Annotated in this window: 12 protein-coding genes; 7 read left to right on the forward strand and 5 right to left on the reverse strand. The window is 60.4% G+C overall.

What is annotated here, in order from left to right; all coding sequences use genetic code 11:
• Window positions 1-10: 10 nt before the first annotated feature.
• Entirely contained in the window at window positions 11-3322 is a 3312-nt protein-coding gene (locus FHX15_RS19520; protein WP_184400017.1) for an oligosaccharide flippase family protein, read from the forward strand.
• A 27-nt stretch (window positions 3323-3349) separates the two neighbouring features.
• On the opposite strand, the gene FHX15_RS19525 is transcribed toward FHX15_RS19520, so the two are convergent.
• From FHX15_RS19525 to FHX15_RS19535, 3 genes are all read right to left on the reverse strand, one after another.
• Window positions 3350-4516 (reverse strand): glycosyltransferase family 4 protein, encoded by a 1167-nt coding sequence (locus FHX15_RS19525; protein ID WP_184400018.1) that lies wholly within the window; start codon window positions 4514-4516, stop codon window positions 3350-3352.
• Between the two features lie 103 nt (window positions 4517-4619).
• Entirely contained in the window at window positions 4620-4856 is a 237-nt protein-coding gene (locus FHX15_RS19530) for an Lrp/AsnC ligand binding domain-containing protein (protein WP_007825394.1), read from the reverse strand.
• A gap of 71 nt (window positions 4857-4927) precedes the next feature.
• Window positions 4928-5836, reverse strand: coding sequence for a LysR family transcriptional regulator (locus FHX15_RS19535; protein WP_184400019.1), 909 nt, complete (start codon window positions 5834-5836; stop codon window positions 4928-4930).
• 103 nt (window positions 5837-5939) lie between these two features.
• Between FHX15_RS19535 and FHX15_RS19540 the strand changes: the two genes are divergently transcribed.
• The 6 genes from FHX15_RS19540 (at window position 5940) to FHX15_RS19565 (ending at window position 14725) form a co-directional block, all read left to right on the forward strand.
• Window positions 5940-7346 carry a VOC family protein gene (locus tag FHX15_RS19540; RefSeq protein ID WP_184400020.1) on the forward strand — a complete coding sequence of 469 codons (1407 nt, stop codon included), beginning with the start codon at window positions 5940-5942 and terminating at the stop codon, window positions 7344-7346.
• Between the two features lie 69 nt (window positions 7347-7415).
• The gene (locus tag FHX15_RS19545) at window positions 7416-8699 is read left to right on the forward strand and encodes an FAD-binding oxidoreductase (protein WP_184400021.1); all 1284 of its coding nucleotides are present in this window, start codon (window positions 7416-7418) and stop codon (window positions 8697-8699) included.
• Window positions 8700-8723: 24 nt separating this feature from the next.
• A complete protein-coding gene (locus tag FHX15_RS19550; RefSeq protein ID WP_184400022.1) occupies window positions 8724-10262 on the forward strand; it encodes an aldehyde dehydrogenase family protein in 1539 nt (512 codons plus the stop codon).
• A gap of 670 nt (window positions 10263-10932) precedes the next feature.
• Window positions 10933-11958, forward strand: coding sequence for an iron ABC transporter substrate-binding protein (locus FHX15_RS19555; RefSeq protein WP_184400023.1), 1026 nt, complete (start codon window positions 10933-10935; stop codon window positions 11956-11958).
• 134 nt (window positions 11959-12092) lie between these two features.
• A complete protein-coding gene (locus FHX15_RS19560; protein ID WP_246779004.1) occupies window positions 12093-13691 on the forward strand; it encodes an ABC transporter permease in 1599 nt (532 codons plus the stop codon).
• Window positions 13688-14725: an ABC transporter ATP-binding protein gene (locus FHX15_RS19565; RefSeq protein ID WP_184400024.1), complete on the forward strand. Its 1038-nt coding sequence runs from the start codon at window positions 13688-13690 to the stop codon at window positions 14723-14725. The genes FHX15_RS19560 and FHX15_RS19565 overlap by 4 nt, the downstream gene beginning before the upstream one ends.
• Window positions 14726-14827: 102 nt before the next feature.
• Here FHX15_RS19565 and FHX15_RS19570 read toward each other — a convergent pair whose 3' ends face one another.
• Window positions 14828-16159: a glucoamylase family protein gene (locus FHX15_RS19570; protein WP_184400025.1), complete on the reverse strand. Its 1332-nt coding sequence runs from the start codon at window positions 16157-16159 to the stop codon at window positions 14828-14830.
• Between the two features lie 409 nt (window positions 16160-16568).
• The gene (locus FHX15_RS19575; protein WP_184400026.1) at window positions 16569-18011 is read right to left on the reverse strand and encodes a M81 family metallopeptidase; all 1443 of its coding nucleotides are present in this window, start codon (window positions 18009-18011) and stop codon (window positions 16569-16571) included.
• Window position 18012 lies beyond the last annotated feature (1 nt).

Genomic DNA, 18012 nt, shown 5'->3' on the forward strand with positions numbered 1-18012 from the left:
GGATGGACGGATGTCGAAGGGCATTATTGCAAATTCGGTGATGAATGCAGCGGCGGGCATGCTGCTTCTTGTGACGGGGTTCGCGTCCTCGATCATAACCGCGCGCCTGCTCGGGCCAGAGGCTAACGGTATCGTTGCCTTTTCACTCTGGCTCGTCGTCACCGGCGCCTCGATTGCCGAACTCGGCTCCAGCATCACGCTGTTGAAGACGCTGCCGCAGCTTTCTGCGCAGGGCTACGATCTCAAGCAGCGGAGGGGATTTGCCTCGATCCTCGTCACCTTCATGGTCTGCTCCACGCTGGTGCTGCTTGGACTCTACGCCATGTTCTTCCTGACTTCGGAGAAGATGCACTGGGCCGATACCGCACCGTCGGTGGCGCTCGTGACGGGCATTCTCTTCTTCATTCAGGCGATCGGTTCCTTCGTCAAATTCTACCTGATCGGTGAAAAGCGGCTCGGAACTTTCTTTAGGCTGACGCTTGTCGTCTCGATCTTCCAGCTCGCCGGCGTGGCAGTCGGCGCCGTCTTTTACGGGGTGGAGGGTGTGCTGGTTGGCTATGCGCTCGGGCAGCTCGTGCTTTTCGTCGCCACTTTTCCCATTCTTTTTGCGCGGCGCGATCGCTGCGGCATCTCGCTGAGATATCTGGCCTCTTCTTCGGTAATCCTGTCGATGCAATTCATCATCGACTCGATCTTCCTCAATCGTATCGAACTGCTCTTCCTGCAGCAGTTCTGGTCTGTGGAAATGGTCGGCTTCTATGCTGCGGGCCTGTCGATCGCCAATATCGCGCTGCAGCTTCCGATCCAGATGAGTGGTAGCCTGCTGCCCTATTATTCGGAGCGCCGGCATACCAGCGCCGACTCGAAATTTCCGGTCGAAGCGTTTACCGCGGTCATCCGCAGCATGGCCTATATCGTACTGCCGATGAGCCTTGGGCTTGCGGCGATCTCCAGCGAATTGGTGCATGTGGTCTTCGGCGAGGCCTTCGACCGAAGCGGCGGGGTTGTCGCTCTGCTTGCGCTCGTCGCACCTGCCTACACCTTCATGCAGATTCTCAGCCTGTATCTGCTTTCCATCGAGAAGGCCAATGTGAGGTTGAAGATCAGTGTGATAGGTGGCCTCCTTATGGTAGTGGGTTGTTTACTCATCGTACCTAGTCTTGCCGCCGAGGGTGCCGCACTCGTGCGCATAGCCGTATTTGTTGCGATGTCGGTAATGATGGTCAGACAAACGGGGTTCGGAACTCAGCTTTCGGGCCTCTATCTCAGCCTTACGAAGATTGCTCTTGCCGCAGTATTTTGCGCGTGCGGTGCCATTACCGCACTTGAGTTCCTCCAGGGGCCGATTGGTCTTGTCGCCGCGATCATCGCCGGCACGTTCACCTATTTTGCGGCGCTGAAGGTTTTCCGCGCCGTTCCAGCCGAAGATATCCAGGTGCTGCGCTCAATCCTCGTCAAGATGCCGGCGCCGCTGCGGGGACCGGCAAGGGGCGTGGTCAATTTCATCACCGCGCCGACCCTTGAGGGGAGCGAGAAGACGCCGGCCAACGAAGAATTCTCACGCGAGCCAGCAGAAGGCGCTGGCCGCGTTGCCGCGCTTCCGGTCGTCTTTGACCGAACGATCGGTCTCTTCATGCCGGAAAAGGCCGACGTTGCAAAGCGGTCGGCTGCCGTCCTTTTCGTCAGCCCCTGGGGCTTCGAGGAAATGTGCACGCGGAAATTCTTTCGTGTGGCCGCGGAGCATTTTTCCGATATCGGCGTACCGAGCCTGCGCTTCGATTATATCGGAACCGGCGACGCGCTGGACTTCGGCGATCAAGCGCCGAGCCTTGAAATCTGGAAGAACTCCATTCGCGCGGCAGCTGCAAAGCTGAAGGCGATCAGTGGTTGCTCGCAGATCATCCTCATCGGCCAAGGTCTCGGGGGTACGCTTGCTCATCTGGCGGGCCATACAATCGAAGGCGTCGACAGCGTCGTGCTGCTTGCTCCGGTCCTGAGCGGGAGGGCGCATCTTCGCGAGATCAGCATGTGGTCGCGGATCATCCATGCCGATCTCGGCCTCGGCGAGGAGCATGCGTCAAATGCGCAGGTGCAGATTGCGGGCCTAACCCTGCCGGACGAGATCGCTACGGAAATCGGCAAGCTCAAGATCAGTTCGCCACAGGACTTGGCCGCGCCGAACTACCTCATACTCGAGCGGCCGGTTCGCGTCGACGATACGGCCTTCGCCGACGAATTGAAGGCGCTCGGCGGCAATGTCGAGCAACGTGTTTTCGAAGGTTACGACGAGCTGGTCACCAACCCGCTTTTCGCCAAGACCCCGATGGCGGTCGTCAGGTTGTTGACGGAATGGCTCGTCGAAGCAACAGCTATTGCGGCATCCGCCGAGCACTCGCCGCAAATGATCGAAAACCAGCCGCTTGACGGAGACGGCTTTGAGGAAATCCCGGTTCGCTTCGGCGCCTTCCGGCATCTCATTGGCGTCATCAGCCGGCCGCAGGGCGAGATCAAGGGCAATGCCGTTCTCTTTATGTCGACCGCCTATGACCGGCATGCCGGCTGGGGCCGCACGACTGTCGATATGGCTCGCGCGCTGGCGCGCCAGGGTGTGGTCTCGCTGCGTTTCGATTCGGCCAATGTCGGAGACAGCGTTCCCCGGCCAGATGCGCCCGAGCAGGTTCTCTATTCTGCGACTCAGACCGAAGATGCGCGCGCCTCGCTCGATCTCCTGGAAGGCTTCGTCTCCGGACCAATCATGGTCGCCGGGCGCTGCAGCGGCGGCTATGTGGCGCTGCGCGCAGGCATCGAGGATGAGCGGCTAAAGGCGATCGTTTCCATCAATCCGTTCGTTTACTACTGGGATCCGGAGATGCCGGTGCGGCGCGAGCATGTCGTCTCCGTTCCGCGCAGCGTCGATGATTATGGCCAGCGGATGATGCGGCTCGACACGGTCAAGCGGCTGTTCCGCGGTGAAGTCGATATCTTCGCGGCTCTGCAGAACATATTCATCGCGGTTGGCCGCAGGCTCTCGCCTCGCATTGCGCCGCTCGTCGAACTCATCCCGGGGCGCCGGCACGTCGCCCGGCAGGTACGGCAGTCCTTTGCTGCGCTCGGCAAGCGCAAGGTGCCGCTAACGTTGATCTATAGCGAAGGTGATGTCGGTCTCGACCACATGTATTTCCACTTCGGCCCGCGCGGGCACAAGTTTGCCAAGCACCCGAATGTGCGGGTGGTGATGTTGCAGGATGCCGATCACAATCTGACGCCGCCGGAATCGCGCAAGCTCGTGCTCGACGAGATCGTGCGGCTGGCCACGGCTTGAGAATTTTCTGATCCAGAGCGAAAGGCCCTAAACGGCGATGCCGATCGACCGGTAGAGATCGATATAGCGCTCGGCGACCGCATCCCAGGAATAAGCGTCGGCTGCCTCGATGAGCTTCCTGCGCAGAGCTGCTCCCTCGGTGGCGACTTTTCGATAGGCTTCCTCGATCGCATCCGCGGCAGCTTCCGGCTTGGTGAAGTCGGCGAGAATGATCGCTTCATGCCGTCCAGCGAGCGAACGATAGGCTTCGTTGGAATTCAGGACCGGCTGCAGTCCGGCACTCATCGCTTCCAGCGCGACGATGCCGAAACCTTCATATTCCGATGCCGAAGCCATGAGCGATGCTTTGGCAATGATGCCGCCGATCACATGATTGTCCGGTGAAACGGTCAGGGTTATGGATGCTTCCAGTAATCTTGCGGCAATCTCGCGTCTGACGTCAGCGGTATCAAGATCGGATTCGGCGCCAATAATGTCGAGATGCCAATCGGGATTGCGTTTTAGGAGTGCCGCTATTGCATCCAGCAGAAGATCGAGCCGCTTGTTTACGGAGAAGCGGCCGATCGTGACGATGCGCCGCTCGGGCGTGTGCGAGGCGGCATCGGCGAATTTGCCGATATCCGCGCCATTCTCGATGGTCATGCCGTCGGGCACGATCTGGACGAATTGGCTGAGATCCGACGCGCTGCAGCAGACGACACGGCGATAGGCGATGGCCGAGAGCCGTGTCAGCGTTCGGAACCAGACCTTCTTGAGAACAAGGAATTTCTTGGTGTGAAAGAAACCGCCATGGGTCGTGACCACCATGGGCTTGCGGTGCAAAAACCTGCCCCAGGCGAGCGCATCGAAGAAGAAGTCGATCGCATGGACGTGGATGAGATGGGCATCGCCGATGTGGCGAAAGATCTGTGGCGCGATCGGATAGCGGCTGCTGCCGGACCAGGGGATGCGGATAACCTCGATACCATCGATTGTTTCGCGCGCCGGAAGCTTGTCATCTGGAGCGGTGAACAGAGAATTGAGTGTCACGACACGGACGCGGTATCCGCGTTTCAGCGTCTGGCGGGCAAGATTGGCGACCACGTCCTCGAGGCCGCCGCGGTTGGGCAGAAACTGCCGTACCACGTGCACGATGAGGGGCGCAGCTTTCAGCCGCGGGCTGTTCTCGACGGTCTCTGCCATGGAGAGGGACATTTCCCACCTGTTCTCTGTGGGAATGACCAGCCATACCGGGCCTTAAGGTGCAGTATATGAGGATGTGTCTCGTGCGGCTTTATTGGCGGAATGGTTAATTGCTTCAGAATGCCTTGAAGGTCAATGTCGTCAACGAGCGAACGATGCCGGGGATATTGGCGATGTTGTCGTTGATGAACTTGCCGATATCCTGGCCTTCCTCGATATAGACCTTGAGCAGCAGGTCGTAGTTGCCTGATGTCGAATAGAGCTCCGAGACCAGTTCGGTCTTGTAGATGGCGTCGGCGACCTCGTAGGTCTTGCCGGGGGCGCACTGGAGCTGGACGAAAATCGGCTTCATGGGAATTTCCTGCATCGGATTCTGATGGCGCGCATAATGGTCGAAACCGCTGCCGCGATGCAAGCCGTTCCTTATGCCTGTTGATCCGAATGGGCCTCAGAGACGATCCAGTCGCGAAAGGCAGCAAGCGGCGCGTAGTCGGCGCGCTCCGGCGGGAAAGCGAGGTAGTAGCGCTCGCGGCTTTCCGTCTCGCGGTCGACGGCGGCGATGAGATCGCCGCGCTTCAGGTCCTCCTGGATAAGGAACGTCGGCAGAAGAGCGACGCCGAGGCCGGCGATTGCAGCTTGTGCAGCCGTCGCAAACTGGTCGAACAGCATGCCGTGCACGTTTTCAAAGGCGACACCATTATCGGCGAACCAGCGCTCCCAGGCATCGGGCCGTGTCGTCAGATGCAACAGAGGCACTGTCAGCAGATCTTCCGGGCGGGAAATTGCGTTGCGTTTGAGAAAGTCCGGGCTGCAGGCGGGCAACGTGCGTTCCGACATGAGGAACGCCAGTTCCGCACCCGGCCAGTGCGGATGGCCGAAGTGGATGGCGGCATCGATAGAATCGAGACGGAAGTCGAAGGAGGATAGCCGGGTGACCAGGTTGATCGTGACACCTGGATTGGCCGAAAGGAATCGCCCAAGGCGTGGCGCCAGCCACCGTGTGCCGAAAGTCGGCAGGATTGCGAGGTTCAGCGTGCCGCCGTGTGGGTTGGCACGGAGATTGAGCGAAGCACTGGAGATACGCCTCAGCGCCTCTCGGATTTCCCGCGCATAGGCATCGCCGGCAAGGGTAAGGCGCACCGTCTGGCGCTCACGCAGGAAAAGCTCGACGCCAAGCTGTTCCTCCAGCGCCTTGATCTGGCGACTGACGGCGCTCTGCGTCAGGTCGAGCTCACGGGCCGCTGTCGTCACACTACCGGTACGAGCGACCGCCTCGAAGGCGGCGAGATGGGACGTTGACGGCAAAAAACGCCTTGACGAGAGCATGATCATTCCATTTCAGAATGAGCTGTTTCCAAAACGTCGATATTCACCGCCTCAGAGCTTTTGTAAAGAACTTCATCCTGCAAAATCGGAATGAACGCGGAGTTCTTTCATGTCCGGCGCCTTCGTCTCTACGGATCGCATTCGTTCGCTTTTTACCGAAGCCATGTCGCAGATGTACCGGACGGAGGTACCGCAATACGGCACGCTTATCGAGTTGGTGGGGGAGGTCAACGCCGAAGTCCTCGCAAAAGACCAGGAACTCAGCGAGCGGCTTCGGCGTGCAGGCGAGCTCGAGCGCATCGATGTCGAGCGCCATGGTGCGATCCGTCTCGGAACGGCCGAGGAACTTTACACCATTCGTCGGCTCTTTGCCGTGATGGGTATGCGATCGGTCGGTTACTATGATCTTTCTGTCGCCGGCGTTCCCGTGCATTCCACCTGCTTCCGGCCGATCGAAGAGGCGGCGTTGAAAGTCAATCCGTTTCGCGTCTTCACCTCGCTTCTGCGGCTGGAATTGATCGAGGATGTGGAATTGCGCGCCGAAGCTGCTGATATCCTTGCCAGACGGCGGATCTACACACCGCGTGCCATCGAACTCATCGAGCAACATGAGAATGCTGGCGGGCTGACCGAGGCGGAAGCGACGGAATTCGTCGCCGAGGCGTTGGAGACCTTTCGGTGGCACGGCGAGGCGACCGTCAGTGCAGAGACCTACAAGCGTCTGCATGACGCTCATCGCCTGATTGCCGATGTCGTCAGTTTCAAGGGGCCGCATATCAATCATCTGACGCCGCGCACGCTCGATATTGATGAAGTGCAGCGGCGTATGCCGGAACGCGGCATTACGCCCAAGGCGGTTATTGAAGGCCCGCCGCGGCGCAATTGCGATATCCTGCTGCGGCAGACGAGCTTCAAGGCGCTGGAGGAACCAATTGCTTTCACAGGCGCTGGTGGGACGGCATCAGGCACGCATACGGCCCGATTCGGTGAGATCGAGCAGCGTGGCGTCGCGCTGACGGTCAAGGGCCGGACGCTCTATGATCAGCTGCTTGCCTCGGTACGCGGCGAAGTGCAGGTCGGCGCATCCGGCGCCAAGGCCGGCGACTACGGTGCCGAACTTGCCGAGCGCTTCAAAGCGCTGCCGGATAGCTGGGACGAACTGCGGCGCGAAGGACTGGCCTTCTTCCACTATTCGGCGACGCCTGAAGGTATTGCGGCGAAGGGCCGGCTGCCGTCCGATCCGGAAGCCCTGATCGCCAAAGGTTATCTGCGTTTTGATCCTGTCATCTACGAGGATTTCCTGCCCGTCAGCGCGGCCGGTATCTTCCAGTCGAATCTCGGCACGGACCAGCAGCAGAATTATGCGACACGCTCAAACCGGGATGCTTTCGAAGAGGCGCTTGGCGCTGACGTGCAGGACGAGCTCGCGCTATACGCCGAGCGGCAGGCAGCCTCGCTTGATATGGCGATGGAAGAGCTCGGCCTTTCCGGCCCGAAGCTGAAGACGGTCGCCTGATATTTGGCCGCTTCCGCGAGAGCGGAGGCGGCGCTAGAGTGCCGATTTCGATCCTGACTGGACTGTCCGATGCTCAATGATCCCCGTTCCCACGGCCTGTGGGAAAAGACTGCTCCTCAGCCGCCCGCCACGTCAGCGCTGGAAGGCGCGGTCGAGGCTGATGTTGTTATCGTCGGCGGCGGCTATACCGGCCTTTCCTCCGGTCTGCATCTCGCAGAGGCGGGCTCACGCGTCGTGCTGCTGGAAGCGAAGGAGATCGGCTTCGGTGGGGCAGGCCGCAATGTCGGCCTGATCAATGCCGGCATGTGGGTCATGCCTGATGATCTGCCTGGCGTGCTTGGCCCCGTCTATGGCGAGCGGTTGCTCGACCTACTCGGCAACGCGCCGCGACTGGTAATGGAGCTGATCGAGAAGCATAGCATCGCCTGCGAACTCGAAAGGCAGGGTACGCTGCATTGCGCGGTCGGTGCGGATGGCTTGAAGGAAGTTGAGGATCGGTACAAGCAGTGGTCAGCGCGCGGCGCCCCCGTCGCGCTGCTCGACGCCGATGAGACTGCAAAACGCATCGGCACGAATGCCTATGCCGGATCGCTTCTCGATATGCGGGCCGGTACGCTGCAGCCGCTTGCTTATGCGCGCGGACTCGCACATGCCGCGCAGAGGGCGGGCGTCGAGCTATACACGGCGAGCCCGGTTATCGCGACGGAACGGCAAGGCAGCCGCTGGGTGGTGAAAACGGCACGCGGACAGGTCACTGCCAATTGGATCATCGTCGCGACCGACGCCTATAGCACCGGTCCCTGGGAGCAGGTGCGCAACGAGCAAGTGTTTCTCCCTTACTTCAATTTCGCTACCGTGCCACTCGGTCACAATCTGCGCCAATCGATCCTGCCCAATCGCGAGGGTGTATGGGATACGAAGGAAATCCTCTCGTCCTTCCGTATGGACCAGGCAGGGCGCCTTGTCTTCGGCAGTGTCGGGGCACTGCGCAATACCGGCCTCTCCATTCACAAGGGCTGGGCCAAGCGCTCGCTGAAGCGGCTTTTCCCCGAGATCGGCGATATCGAGTTTGAATGCGAGTGGTATGGCCAGATCGGCATGACCGATAATGCACTGCCGCGTTTCCACAAATTCGCTCCCAATGTCATTGGCTTTTCGGGCTATAATGGCCGCGGGATCGCTCCCGGCACGGTGTTCGGCCGCACATTGGCCGAGCATATCCTTGGACGGTTGGGCGAAACGGATTTGCCTCTGCCCCTAACGGATCCTCGCGAGCCGAGCTTCCGTGCGCTCAAGGAATTATGGTACGAAGCCGGCGCTCAGGTCGCCCATTTCGCCGATGCCCGTTTCTGAGAACAACAAGACTGGAACCACGACATGACCATCGCCGTCCTCGATCTCGCCACCGAAACCGCCAAGCTACTCGCCGATCTCCGCGTCGATGCCAAAAGCTATACCGGCGGCACGCTCTCCGTCACCTCTCCGATTACAGGCAAGGAGATCGGCAAGCTCAGGGAACATTCCGTTGCGGAGGCCAAGGCAGCGATCGACGCGGCTCACGAAGCCTTTCTCGAATGGCGGGCTGTTCCGGCACCGAAGCGCGGTGAGTTGATCCGTCTGCTCGGCGAGGAGCTGCGCGCCTCCAAGGCGGCGCTCGGCCGGCTGGTTTCGATCGAGGTCGGCAAGATCACCTCCGAAGGCCTCGGCGAAGTGCAGGAGATGATCGATATCTGCGATTTCGCCGTCGGCCTTTCCCGTCAGCTCTACGGCCTGACGATCGCGACCGAGCGTGCCGAGCATCGCATGATGGAAAGCTGGCATCCGCTGGGTGCTATCGGCATCATCTCGGCCTTCAATTTCCCGGTCGCCGTCTGGTCCTGGAATGCGGCACTTGCGATTGTCTGCGGCAATTCCACCGTCTGGAAGCCCTCGGAAAAGACGCCACTGACGGCCCTTGCCGTACAGGCGCTGTTCGAGAAAGCGCTGAAGCGTTTCGTTGCCGAAGGCGGCACTGCGCCGGCAAATCTCTCCACCCTTTTGATCGGCGGCCGCGAGATTGGCGAGGCGCTGGTCGACCATCCGAAGATCCCGCTGGTTTCTGCTACCGGCTCCACCGCCATGGGCCGTGCTGTCGGCCCGCGCCTGTCGCAGCGTTTTGCCCGCGCGATCCTCGAACTCGGCGGCAACAACGCGGCGATCGTTTGTCCGACGGCTGATCTCGACCTGACGCTGCGTGGGGTCGCCTTCGCCGCCATGGGCACGGCTGGCCAGCGCTGCACGACGCTGCGTCGTCTCTTCGTGCACGAGAGCATCTATGAGCAGCTCGTACCGCGGCTGAAGAAGGCCTATGGCTCCGTGACGATCGGCAACCCACTGGAAACCGGCACGCTGGTCGGCCCGCTAATCGATGGTCAGGCCTTCGACAAAATGCAGGCAGCTCTCGGTCAGGCAAAGGCTGCTGGCGGCGCCGTCGTCGGCGGTGAGCGCGTCGAGAACGGTTCGGCAGAAGCCTTCTATGTTCGCCCCGCGCTCGTCGAAATGCCGGAGCAGACCGGCCCGGTCGAGCACGAAACCTTCGCGCCAATCCTCTATGTCATCAAGTACAGCGATTTCGACGCCGTGCTGGAGCTGCACAATGCCGTGCCGCAGGGCCTGTCGTCTTCGATTTTCACCAACAATATGCGTGAAGCCGAGACTTTCCTGTCCTCGCGCGGTTCGGATTGCGGTATCGCCAACGTCAATATAGGCCCGTCCGGCGCCGAAATCGGCGGCGCCTTCGGCGGTGAGAAGGAAACGGGTGGCGGCCGTGAATCCGGTTCGGATGCCTGGAAGGCTTACATGCGGCGCTCTACCAATACCGTCAATTACGGAAAGACCCTGCCGCTGGCGCAGGGCGTCAAGTTCGACGTCGAATAAGCTGCTGTGCGCCTTTCCCGATTAGACCGAGCATTCTGCTGGCCCAAACGGAGCAGGCGGGTCGATCAGGCGGGCCGTTTCAGCTAACCTTCCCGCAGATCTGCCTGGCAAATCGACAAGAGTTTGAATCGCCTGACGCACGTATCGCTTTACCATGTGAAGCGGTGCGGGCAGTGGGCCCTGCCTCTTTCCTCGGGGATCAAAGGCGATCGGCTCGAACCTACCCGGAGAAATGCCCTTCCCCGTCAGCCTTGCCTCACGAAAACCTGCCGGGCTCCAGCGTCCGCCGATATGGTGCAGTTGCCGGCAAATTGCCGGGGCCTGCATAGGGTGCATAGAATGCATAGGCACTTTCCTACGCCCCCTAGAAAATGTCAGATTCATTATCTGTCATATATGTGGCTGACATCTCTCACGTAAGGGAGGGAGAAACCTATGCATCTTATGCATCCTATGCAGTAAGCTCACATCCAACGCATTGGAATCTGATAGGCGGCACCTCATCGGCGTCACTTTTTACAATATCGGAATTTATTCCGCTTAAAGATGAAATTATGAGTCAAGATATCGTGATGTGATTTTTGGCCGGGAAACTTGAAATTGTCAGTCAACAAAAATATACGCCTGCCATCCCTTCGGGGAGCTAGGTGACATCGCCACGGAGGCCATCATGAGAATTGCTCTTACCCGTTTTTCCGGCGCGCTCGCGCTTGCCGCTTCACTCCTCGCCGCTACCGCCCTCGCAGGCAATGCCAATGCGCAAGGCTCCGAAGGCATCGTCGTCTACAATGCTCAGCATGAAAGCCTTGGCCGCGAATGGATCGATGCCTTCACCAAGGAGACCGGCATCAAGGTCACCATGCGCCAGGGCGGCGACATGCAGTTCGCCAACCAGATCATCCAGGAAGGCGACGCTTCGCCTGCTGACGTCTTCCTCACCGAAAATTCACCTGCGATGACGCTGGTCGACGATGCTGGTCTGTTCGCGCCGATTGAGAAGGATACGCTAGATCAGGTTCCGGAACAGTATCGCCCAGCGGACGGCATGTGGACCGGCATTGCTGCCCGCACCACAGTTTTTGCTTATGACAAGACGAAGCTCACCGAAGACAAGCTGCCGAAGTCGATGCTCGACCTTCAGGATCCGGCCTGGAAAGGCCGCTGGGGTGCGGCTCCTGCCGGCGCTGACTTCCAGGCTATCGTTGCCGCGCTCCTGCAGTTGAAGGGCGAAGACGCCACCAAGGCCTGGCTGAAGGGCCTGAAGGACAATGCCACTGCCTACAAGGGCAATAGCGTCGCCATGAAGGCCGTCAACGCCGGCGAAGTCGAAGGCGCAATCATCTATCACTACTACTGGTTCGGTGATCAGGCGAAGACCGGGGAGAACAGCAAGAATGTCGGCCTGCATTACTTCAAGAACCAGGACCCGGGCGCTTTCGTCAGTGTTTCTGGCGGCGGTATCCTGAAGTCCACGCAGCACATGAAGGAAGCTCAAGCTTTCATCAAGTATCTCACCAGCAAGGCTGGCCAGGCGGTTCTCAAGGACGGCAATTCCTTTGAATATGCCGTCGGCAAGGATGCTGCTTCCAACAGCAAGCTGGTGCCGCTTGCCGACCTCAACGCTCCTGACGTCGAAGCCTCGACCCTCGACAGCAAGAAGGTTGTGGAGCTGATGACGGCCGCTGGTCTCCTCTAAGCTTTTCTGCCGCAGTCTTCTTTCCGGCCAAAACTATTGCTTTTGGCTCAAGAAAACCTTACGGCATGACGAAATCCGGCAACCGCTCTTCAAAGGCGGTTGCCTTCCTTTATCGGCGTGTGAAGGCATAGGCCTTGCTGCAAGACAACAGATTGCTCGCATCCGGCAATGAGGCGCCGGTGACGCCAGGGGGCGCGCCAATGGTTTTGCCGCGTGGGCGCGTGCCACACGCTTCCGTCGTCCTCCTTGCATCCATCGTGGCGATCTTCAGCCTCGTGCCGCTCGGCTTTATCGCCTGGGTAACCTACGACGTCGGCTGGGAAACGGTGAAGACGCTGGTCTTCCGCCCGCGCGTCGGCGAGCTTCTCGTCAATACGGTTCTCCTGGAATCGATCACCATTCCGCTGTCGATCGTGCTGGCCGTGACGCTCGCCTGGCTGACGGAGCGGACGGATATCCCGCTTGCGCGGCTCTGGGCGTGGCTCGCTATTGCTCCCCTCGCCGTGCCGGCCTTCGTGCATTCCTACGCGTGGGTGAGCCTGCTTCCAGGCATGCGCGGGTTGCAGAGCGGCGTCTTCATTTCTGTGCTTGCTTATTATCCGTTTCTCTATCTGCCGGTCGCGGCGGCGCTGCGCCGGCTCGATCCGGCGATCGAGGATGCCGCTGCCTCTCTCGGTCTCAATCCGTGGCGTGTCTTCTTCCGGACGATCCTGCCGCAGCTTCGCCTGGCCATTTGCGGCGGCTCGCTGTTGATTGCGCTGCACCTGCTGTCGGAATACGGTCTGTTTGTGATGATCCGCTTCGACACGTTCGCGACCGCGATCGTCGACCAGTTCCAGTCTTCCTACAATAGTCCCGCCTCCAACATGCTCGGCGGCGTTCTCGTCGCCTGCTGCCTTTTCCTGCTCGGCCTCGAGATCCTGCTGCGCGGCAATGAGCGATATGCGCGCGTCGGCTCCGGCTCGGCGCGTCCGGGCGATCGCCGTCGGCTCGGATGGTTCGTGGTGCCGGCTATGGCGCTGCCGATCATCCTTGCCCTGCTGACGCTTGGCGTGCCGCTGCTCACGCTCGGCCGCTGGCTTTATCTCGGCGGGTTCGGTATCTGGCGTATAGAGGTTGTAAGCGCCTTTGTGCAGACGATCGTTCTCGCCATTGCCGGCGGTGTATTGACGACGATTGCCGCTGCCCCGATGGCCTGGCTTTCGGTTCGTGCGCCGGGCCGCCTCCAGCGCATTCTCGAGGCCTGTCACTATTATGTCGGCTCGCTGCCGGGCGTTGTCGTGGCCCTGGCGCTGGTTTCCATCACGGTCCGTCTCATCCTGCCGCTCTACCAGACCTTCGCAACGCTTCTCATAGCCTACGTGCTGCTTTTCCTGCCGCGCGCTATGGTCGGCCTGCGCGCCAGTATCGCGCAGGCGCCTATCGAGCTCGAGCGGGCGGCAATGGGCCTCGGCCGCACGCCAGGGCAGGCAGTGCGGCAGATCACCATGCGGCTTGCAGCACCTGGTGCTGCTGCCAGCGTGGCACTTGCTGCGCTCGGCATCACCAATGAATTGACCGCGACGCTGATGCTGTCGCCGAACGGCGTCGATACGCTGGCGACGAAATTCTGGTCGCTGACCAGCGAGATAGATTATGTCTCGGCGGCACCTTACGCCTTCATGATGGTCGTGCTGTCGTTTCCGCTCACCCTCATGCTCTATACCCAATCGAAACGGACTGCCGGCCAATGACGCTGCTTACGATCGACAATATCAGCAAGCGCTATGGCCCGGTTCAGGCCTTAAAGGATATCTCGCTTGAAGTGCAGGCTGGCAGCCGCACGGCTGTCGTTGGTCCCTCCGGCTCCGGCAAGACGACCCTGCTGCGCATCATTGCCGGGTTTGAGCAGCCTGATGTCGGCAGGGTGACGCTGGACGGTCAGGTTCTGGCTGACGGGCCGGCCTGCGTGCCCGCCCATAAACGCGGCATCGGCATCGTCTCGCAGGATGGCGCGCTCTTTCCGCATCTCAGTGTCGCCGACAATATCGGTTTCGGCTTTGAGCGCGGCGCGCCGGATCGGGAAAAGCGCATCCTCGATCTCCTGGAAATGGTGGAGCTCGATCGCGGCATGCTGGAGCGTCGTCCGCACCAGCTCTCCGGCGGCCAGCAGCAGCGCGTGGCACTTGCGCGCGCGCTTGGCCGCCGGCCGCGCCTCATGCTGCTCGACGAGCCCTTTTCGGCGCTGGATACCGGCCTCAGGGAAAATATGCGCAAGGCGGTTGCCCGCGTTCTCCAAGCGGCCGGCATCACGACGATCCTCGTGACGCATGATCAGGGTGAGGCCCTGTCATTTGCCGATCAGGTTGCGGTACTGCGCGAGGGCAAGCTGGTGCAGGCCGGTACGCCGCAGACGCTTTATCTCAAGCCGCGTGACCGCGAGACGGCGCTTTTCCTCGGAGATGCGGTCATGCTGCCGGCGATCATCAAGAACGGTTTTGCCGACTGCGCGCTCGGCAGTGTGCCCGTCGACGGAGCTCATCAGGGCAAGGCGGAAATCATGCTGCGGCCGGAGCAGATCCGTGTCGTCGTCGACGAGGCGAATGCGAAATATGGCGGGCGTGTCGTGGATGTGGAATTCGGCGGTGCGACCTGCACCGTAGCGGTATCGCTTGCGGCCGTCGCCCTTCCGCCGATCCTGATCAAGACATCAAGCGTGGCATTGCCAACACCAGGCGATCTCGTTCGTCTGGATATTGCCGGCAAGGCACACGTTTTTTCGCGTTAAATTTGGAGCATTTCCGGTTTCTTCGAAATCCGAAAATCTTCCTTACTTCTATTTTTACGCAATTCCCAAGGCAAAACCGCCGCGCACTTCTGCTGGAATTGCTTAACCCGCCTTCAGAACCAATTCTTGTGGCTCTTCGCCGGCCAGCCAGCCGCCCGCAAAGCCGGCGCGCTCGAGGCCGAGGCGGATCACCGGGTTCTTGCGCATCAGCTTCCAGATGAAATCGGAGCGGGCATTCTCAACCGTCATGACGACGAGGCCTTGGTCGATGGCGACCGTGCGGTCGTCGACCCAGCCTTCCGGTCGTTTGGTTTGGACCGTCGGATTGAAGCCGCCGGGGAAGCCGCCTTCGAGGAGCAAATTCGGATAGGTGGTCAGCAGCGCTCTGGTGCCATCGAGGGCAGCCTGCCGATCATAGGGCAAGCAGGCGAGCGCGGCCCAGGGTGCAATTGTACCATCATCGGGGCCGAGCGGGGCGCCGCGAGCGGCATAGCCCAGTACCTTCGGATTGCGACCACCACGCATACGCCGCGTCGGCGGCGGGCCATCGCAGGCAGTGAAGCCCCAGATGTCCTTGTTGTAGCCGACGAACTGGCCGGGATTGCGTTCCGCATAATCGCGCTGAACGTTGATGACGACCTGGGTGTTGCGGAAATAATCCCAGTTTCGGTCAGCCATCGGCTTGTCCTGGATGCCGCGGAAATCGATCCAGGCATGGGAGAAAAGATGGATGAAGAGCGGTCCAGCGTAGAGATAGGGCTGCTCGTTGAACTTCATCCACGAATAGCTTGCCGTGAAAGCGTCATAGGACGATTGTGGGATCGGGTAGGTCGGCGATGCCAGGGCCAGCGTGTAGAGGATGATCGCCTCATCGAAGCCATGATAGCGCCAGCGCAAGAAGCCGGAAGAAGGCTTCCAGCCCATGGAGATACAGTCGCCCTTGTTGAGGGCCCAGCGCCAGTCGACGCGTTCATAGATGAACTTCGCGAGGGCGCGAATCTCGGTCTCAGTTTCGTCCTCACCGTCGAAATATTGTGCGGCGGTCAGGATGCCCGCAACGAGTAGAGCGGTATCGATCGTCGAAAGCTCGCTATTCCACGCGCGATTACCAGTATCTACATGCAGGAAATGATAGAAGAAGCCGCGATGTCCCGTCGCGTGGCGCTCGGAGCCCTGCTTGGCGTTGGCGAAGAAGTGGAGCGTGTTGAACACCCGTTCGGCGGCTTCCCCACGGCTGATCCAGCCGCGCTCGACGCCGACAGGATAGGAGGAAAGCCCGAAGCCGACCGCGGCGATGCTCGCCGGCACCCCCTTGATCGAGGTGTCCGGCACGAGGCCGTTTTCAGGATTGGAATATTTTAGGAAATACTTGAACGCTGAATGCTGCAGCCTGTCGACTAGCGCGGCATCAATGTCTTCAATCCGTTGCAGCATGTGCTCCTGCCCAACTGTCATATCATCCCATGCTTCAACATGGTGGCGGCCCTCATGCAAATCAAACCTTTTTGATTCGCAAGGATAAGAGACCACAAACAGCCGCCGTTGGCGTTAATAATTCTCAGTGAAATAATATCTGGAATAAATAATATAAGCGATGCAGCAAAAAGCGGTAAACTGCACCCTTCGACGCGGTCTATTTCCCGCAATACTTGCTTTCGCCTAAGCCTACTGGACTACTTCAGGCGGCTTCCTCCATTCGCGCCAGATGGCCCGTCACGACCTCGCGGTATTGCCGCTTGGGCGGGACGTAACCCACGGGGCGGACTGGGCTTTTTAGTTTGTCGCCGCAGGTTGCGGCGGATGCCGCAAAGGGCGGGATCGTGTGGTGCCAAATAGCAATGGTTCAGCGCTTCAGGGACCGTGCAGACAGGAAGACCTGCGGCGCATAGCTGAAATCCTTGTCGAAAGGATAGGTCGGGTGCTGCTTGCGCAGGCGCGGCAGGCGCTCGACGAACTGGTCGACCACGCCGGCGGAAAGCGCCATCAGGCTTGGGTTGGCAATCGGTGCGAGTTCCGGCGAGAGATAGCCTGACTTGACGACGACGATCTTTGCCTTGTGCGGATCGAGGCCGAGCCGGGTGAAGTCGATGATGTTGTGATAGGGGCGGCGCTTGGCGGATAGCACCAGGTCGATGCCACCGATGGAGACGACGGCCTGGCGGTCGGTTGCGTCGGTGGTGTCGTGCAGGAATCTCACCATGAATCGTCCCGTCACCGGCTTGCTGCCTTTGGTGTCGAGGGAAGCGCCGATGGTGAGGTGCAGCGTCGCGCCGACGCCTGCTGCATAGCAAGCTTCCGTTGCGGCCTTGTCGGCGATTCCGGCGAAGACGACGCCGGTGGCGCCCTTTGCGATCAGTTCGGCCAGTACCTCGGCCCGATCACCCACGCCGCCCCCAGTCGGGTTGTCGCCGGATTCGGCGAGTACGACGGGACCGGTGGGACTTGCGATCGCCTTGGCGACGCATTCCTCGACCGAACCGGTCTCGCAGCCGAAGACGAACTTTTCGCGCGCATCCCAATAGGCCTTTGCCATGCGCTTCGCCTCTCGCTCGAGCACCGTGCGATCGGTGCCGGTCATGATGGCAGCGGCAGTCGCACGCGGTTCGTCGGCCCAGACGTAGCCGACCATCAGCGAGGCATCCCAGACGCCGTCGAGCGCATCGATGCCGGGCAGTTCGGCGTAGAGGCTCTTTGCTGGTTCATCAACGGTGCTGGTGCGTTCGCCCGGGAGGACGACGGGGATCGGCGCCCAGAGCAGGGTGGGTTTTATGCCCGTCTTCAGGCTTTTCACCAGCATGGAGACGGCGCGACGCATGGTTTCCTCGACATCGATATGCGGTGCGGTGCGGTAGGTGGAGTACATGTCGAGCGCGTCGAGGATCCGCTGAGTGACGTTGCCATGCAGGTCATAGCTGGCCGAGACCATGCAGTCGTCGCCGACGAGCGCGCGGGCAGAACTGATCCAGTCACCTTCCGCATCCTCCATGCCCTCGACATACATGGCTCCGTGCATGGCCAGATAGAGGCCATCGAGCGGCAGAAGCGACTTGAGGCGATCGAGGAACTCGGCCTTGAAGGCTTCATATGTGTGTCGCGCGACCGGGCCGCCGGCAATGGCGCGGGCATGGATCGTCGGCAGGAATTCGGCGTCATAATCCTTCAAAAAAGCGAAATAGGGGATAGCCAGCAAGCCCTCGCCGCGCACCACCCGGAAATCCTTCTCCTCGTTCAGAACGGGATTGTACGTGCTGCATTCGATATGAATGCCACCGACGGCGATGCGCATG

The organism is Rhizobium sp. BK650 (assembly GCF_014195325.1).
In the GTDB taxonomy this organism is placed as follows: domain Bacteria; phylum Pseudomonadota; class Alphaproteobacteria; order Rhizobiales; family Rhizobiaceae; genus Rhizobium.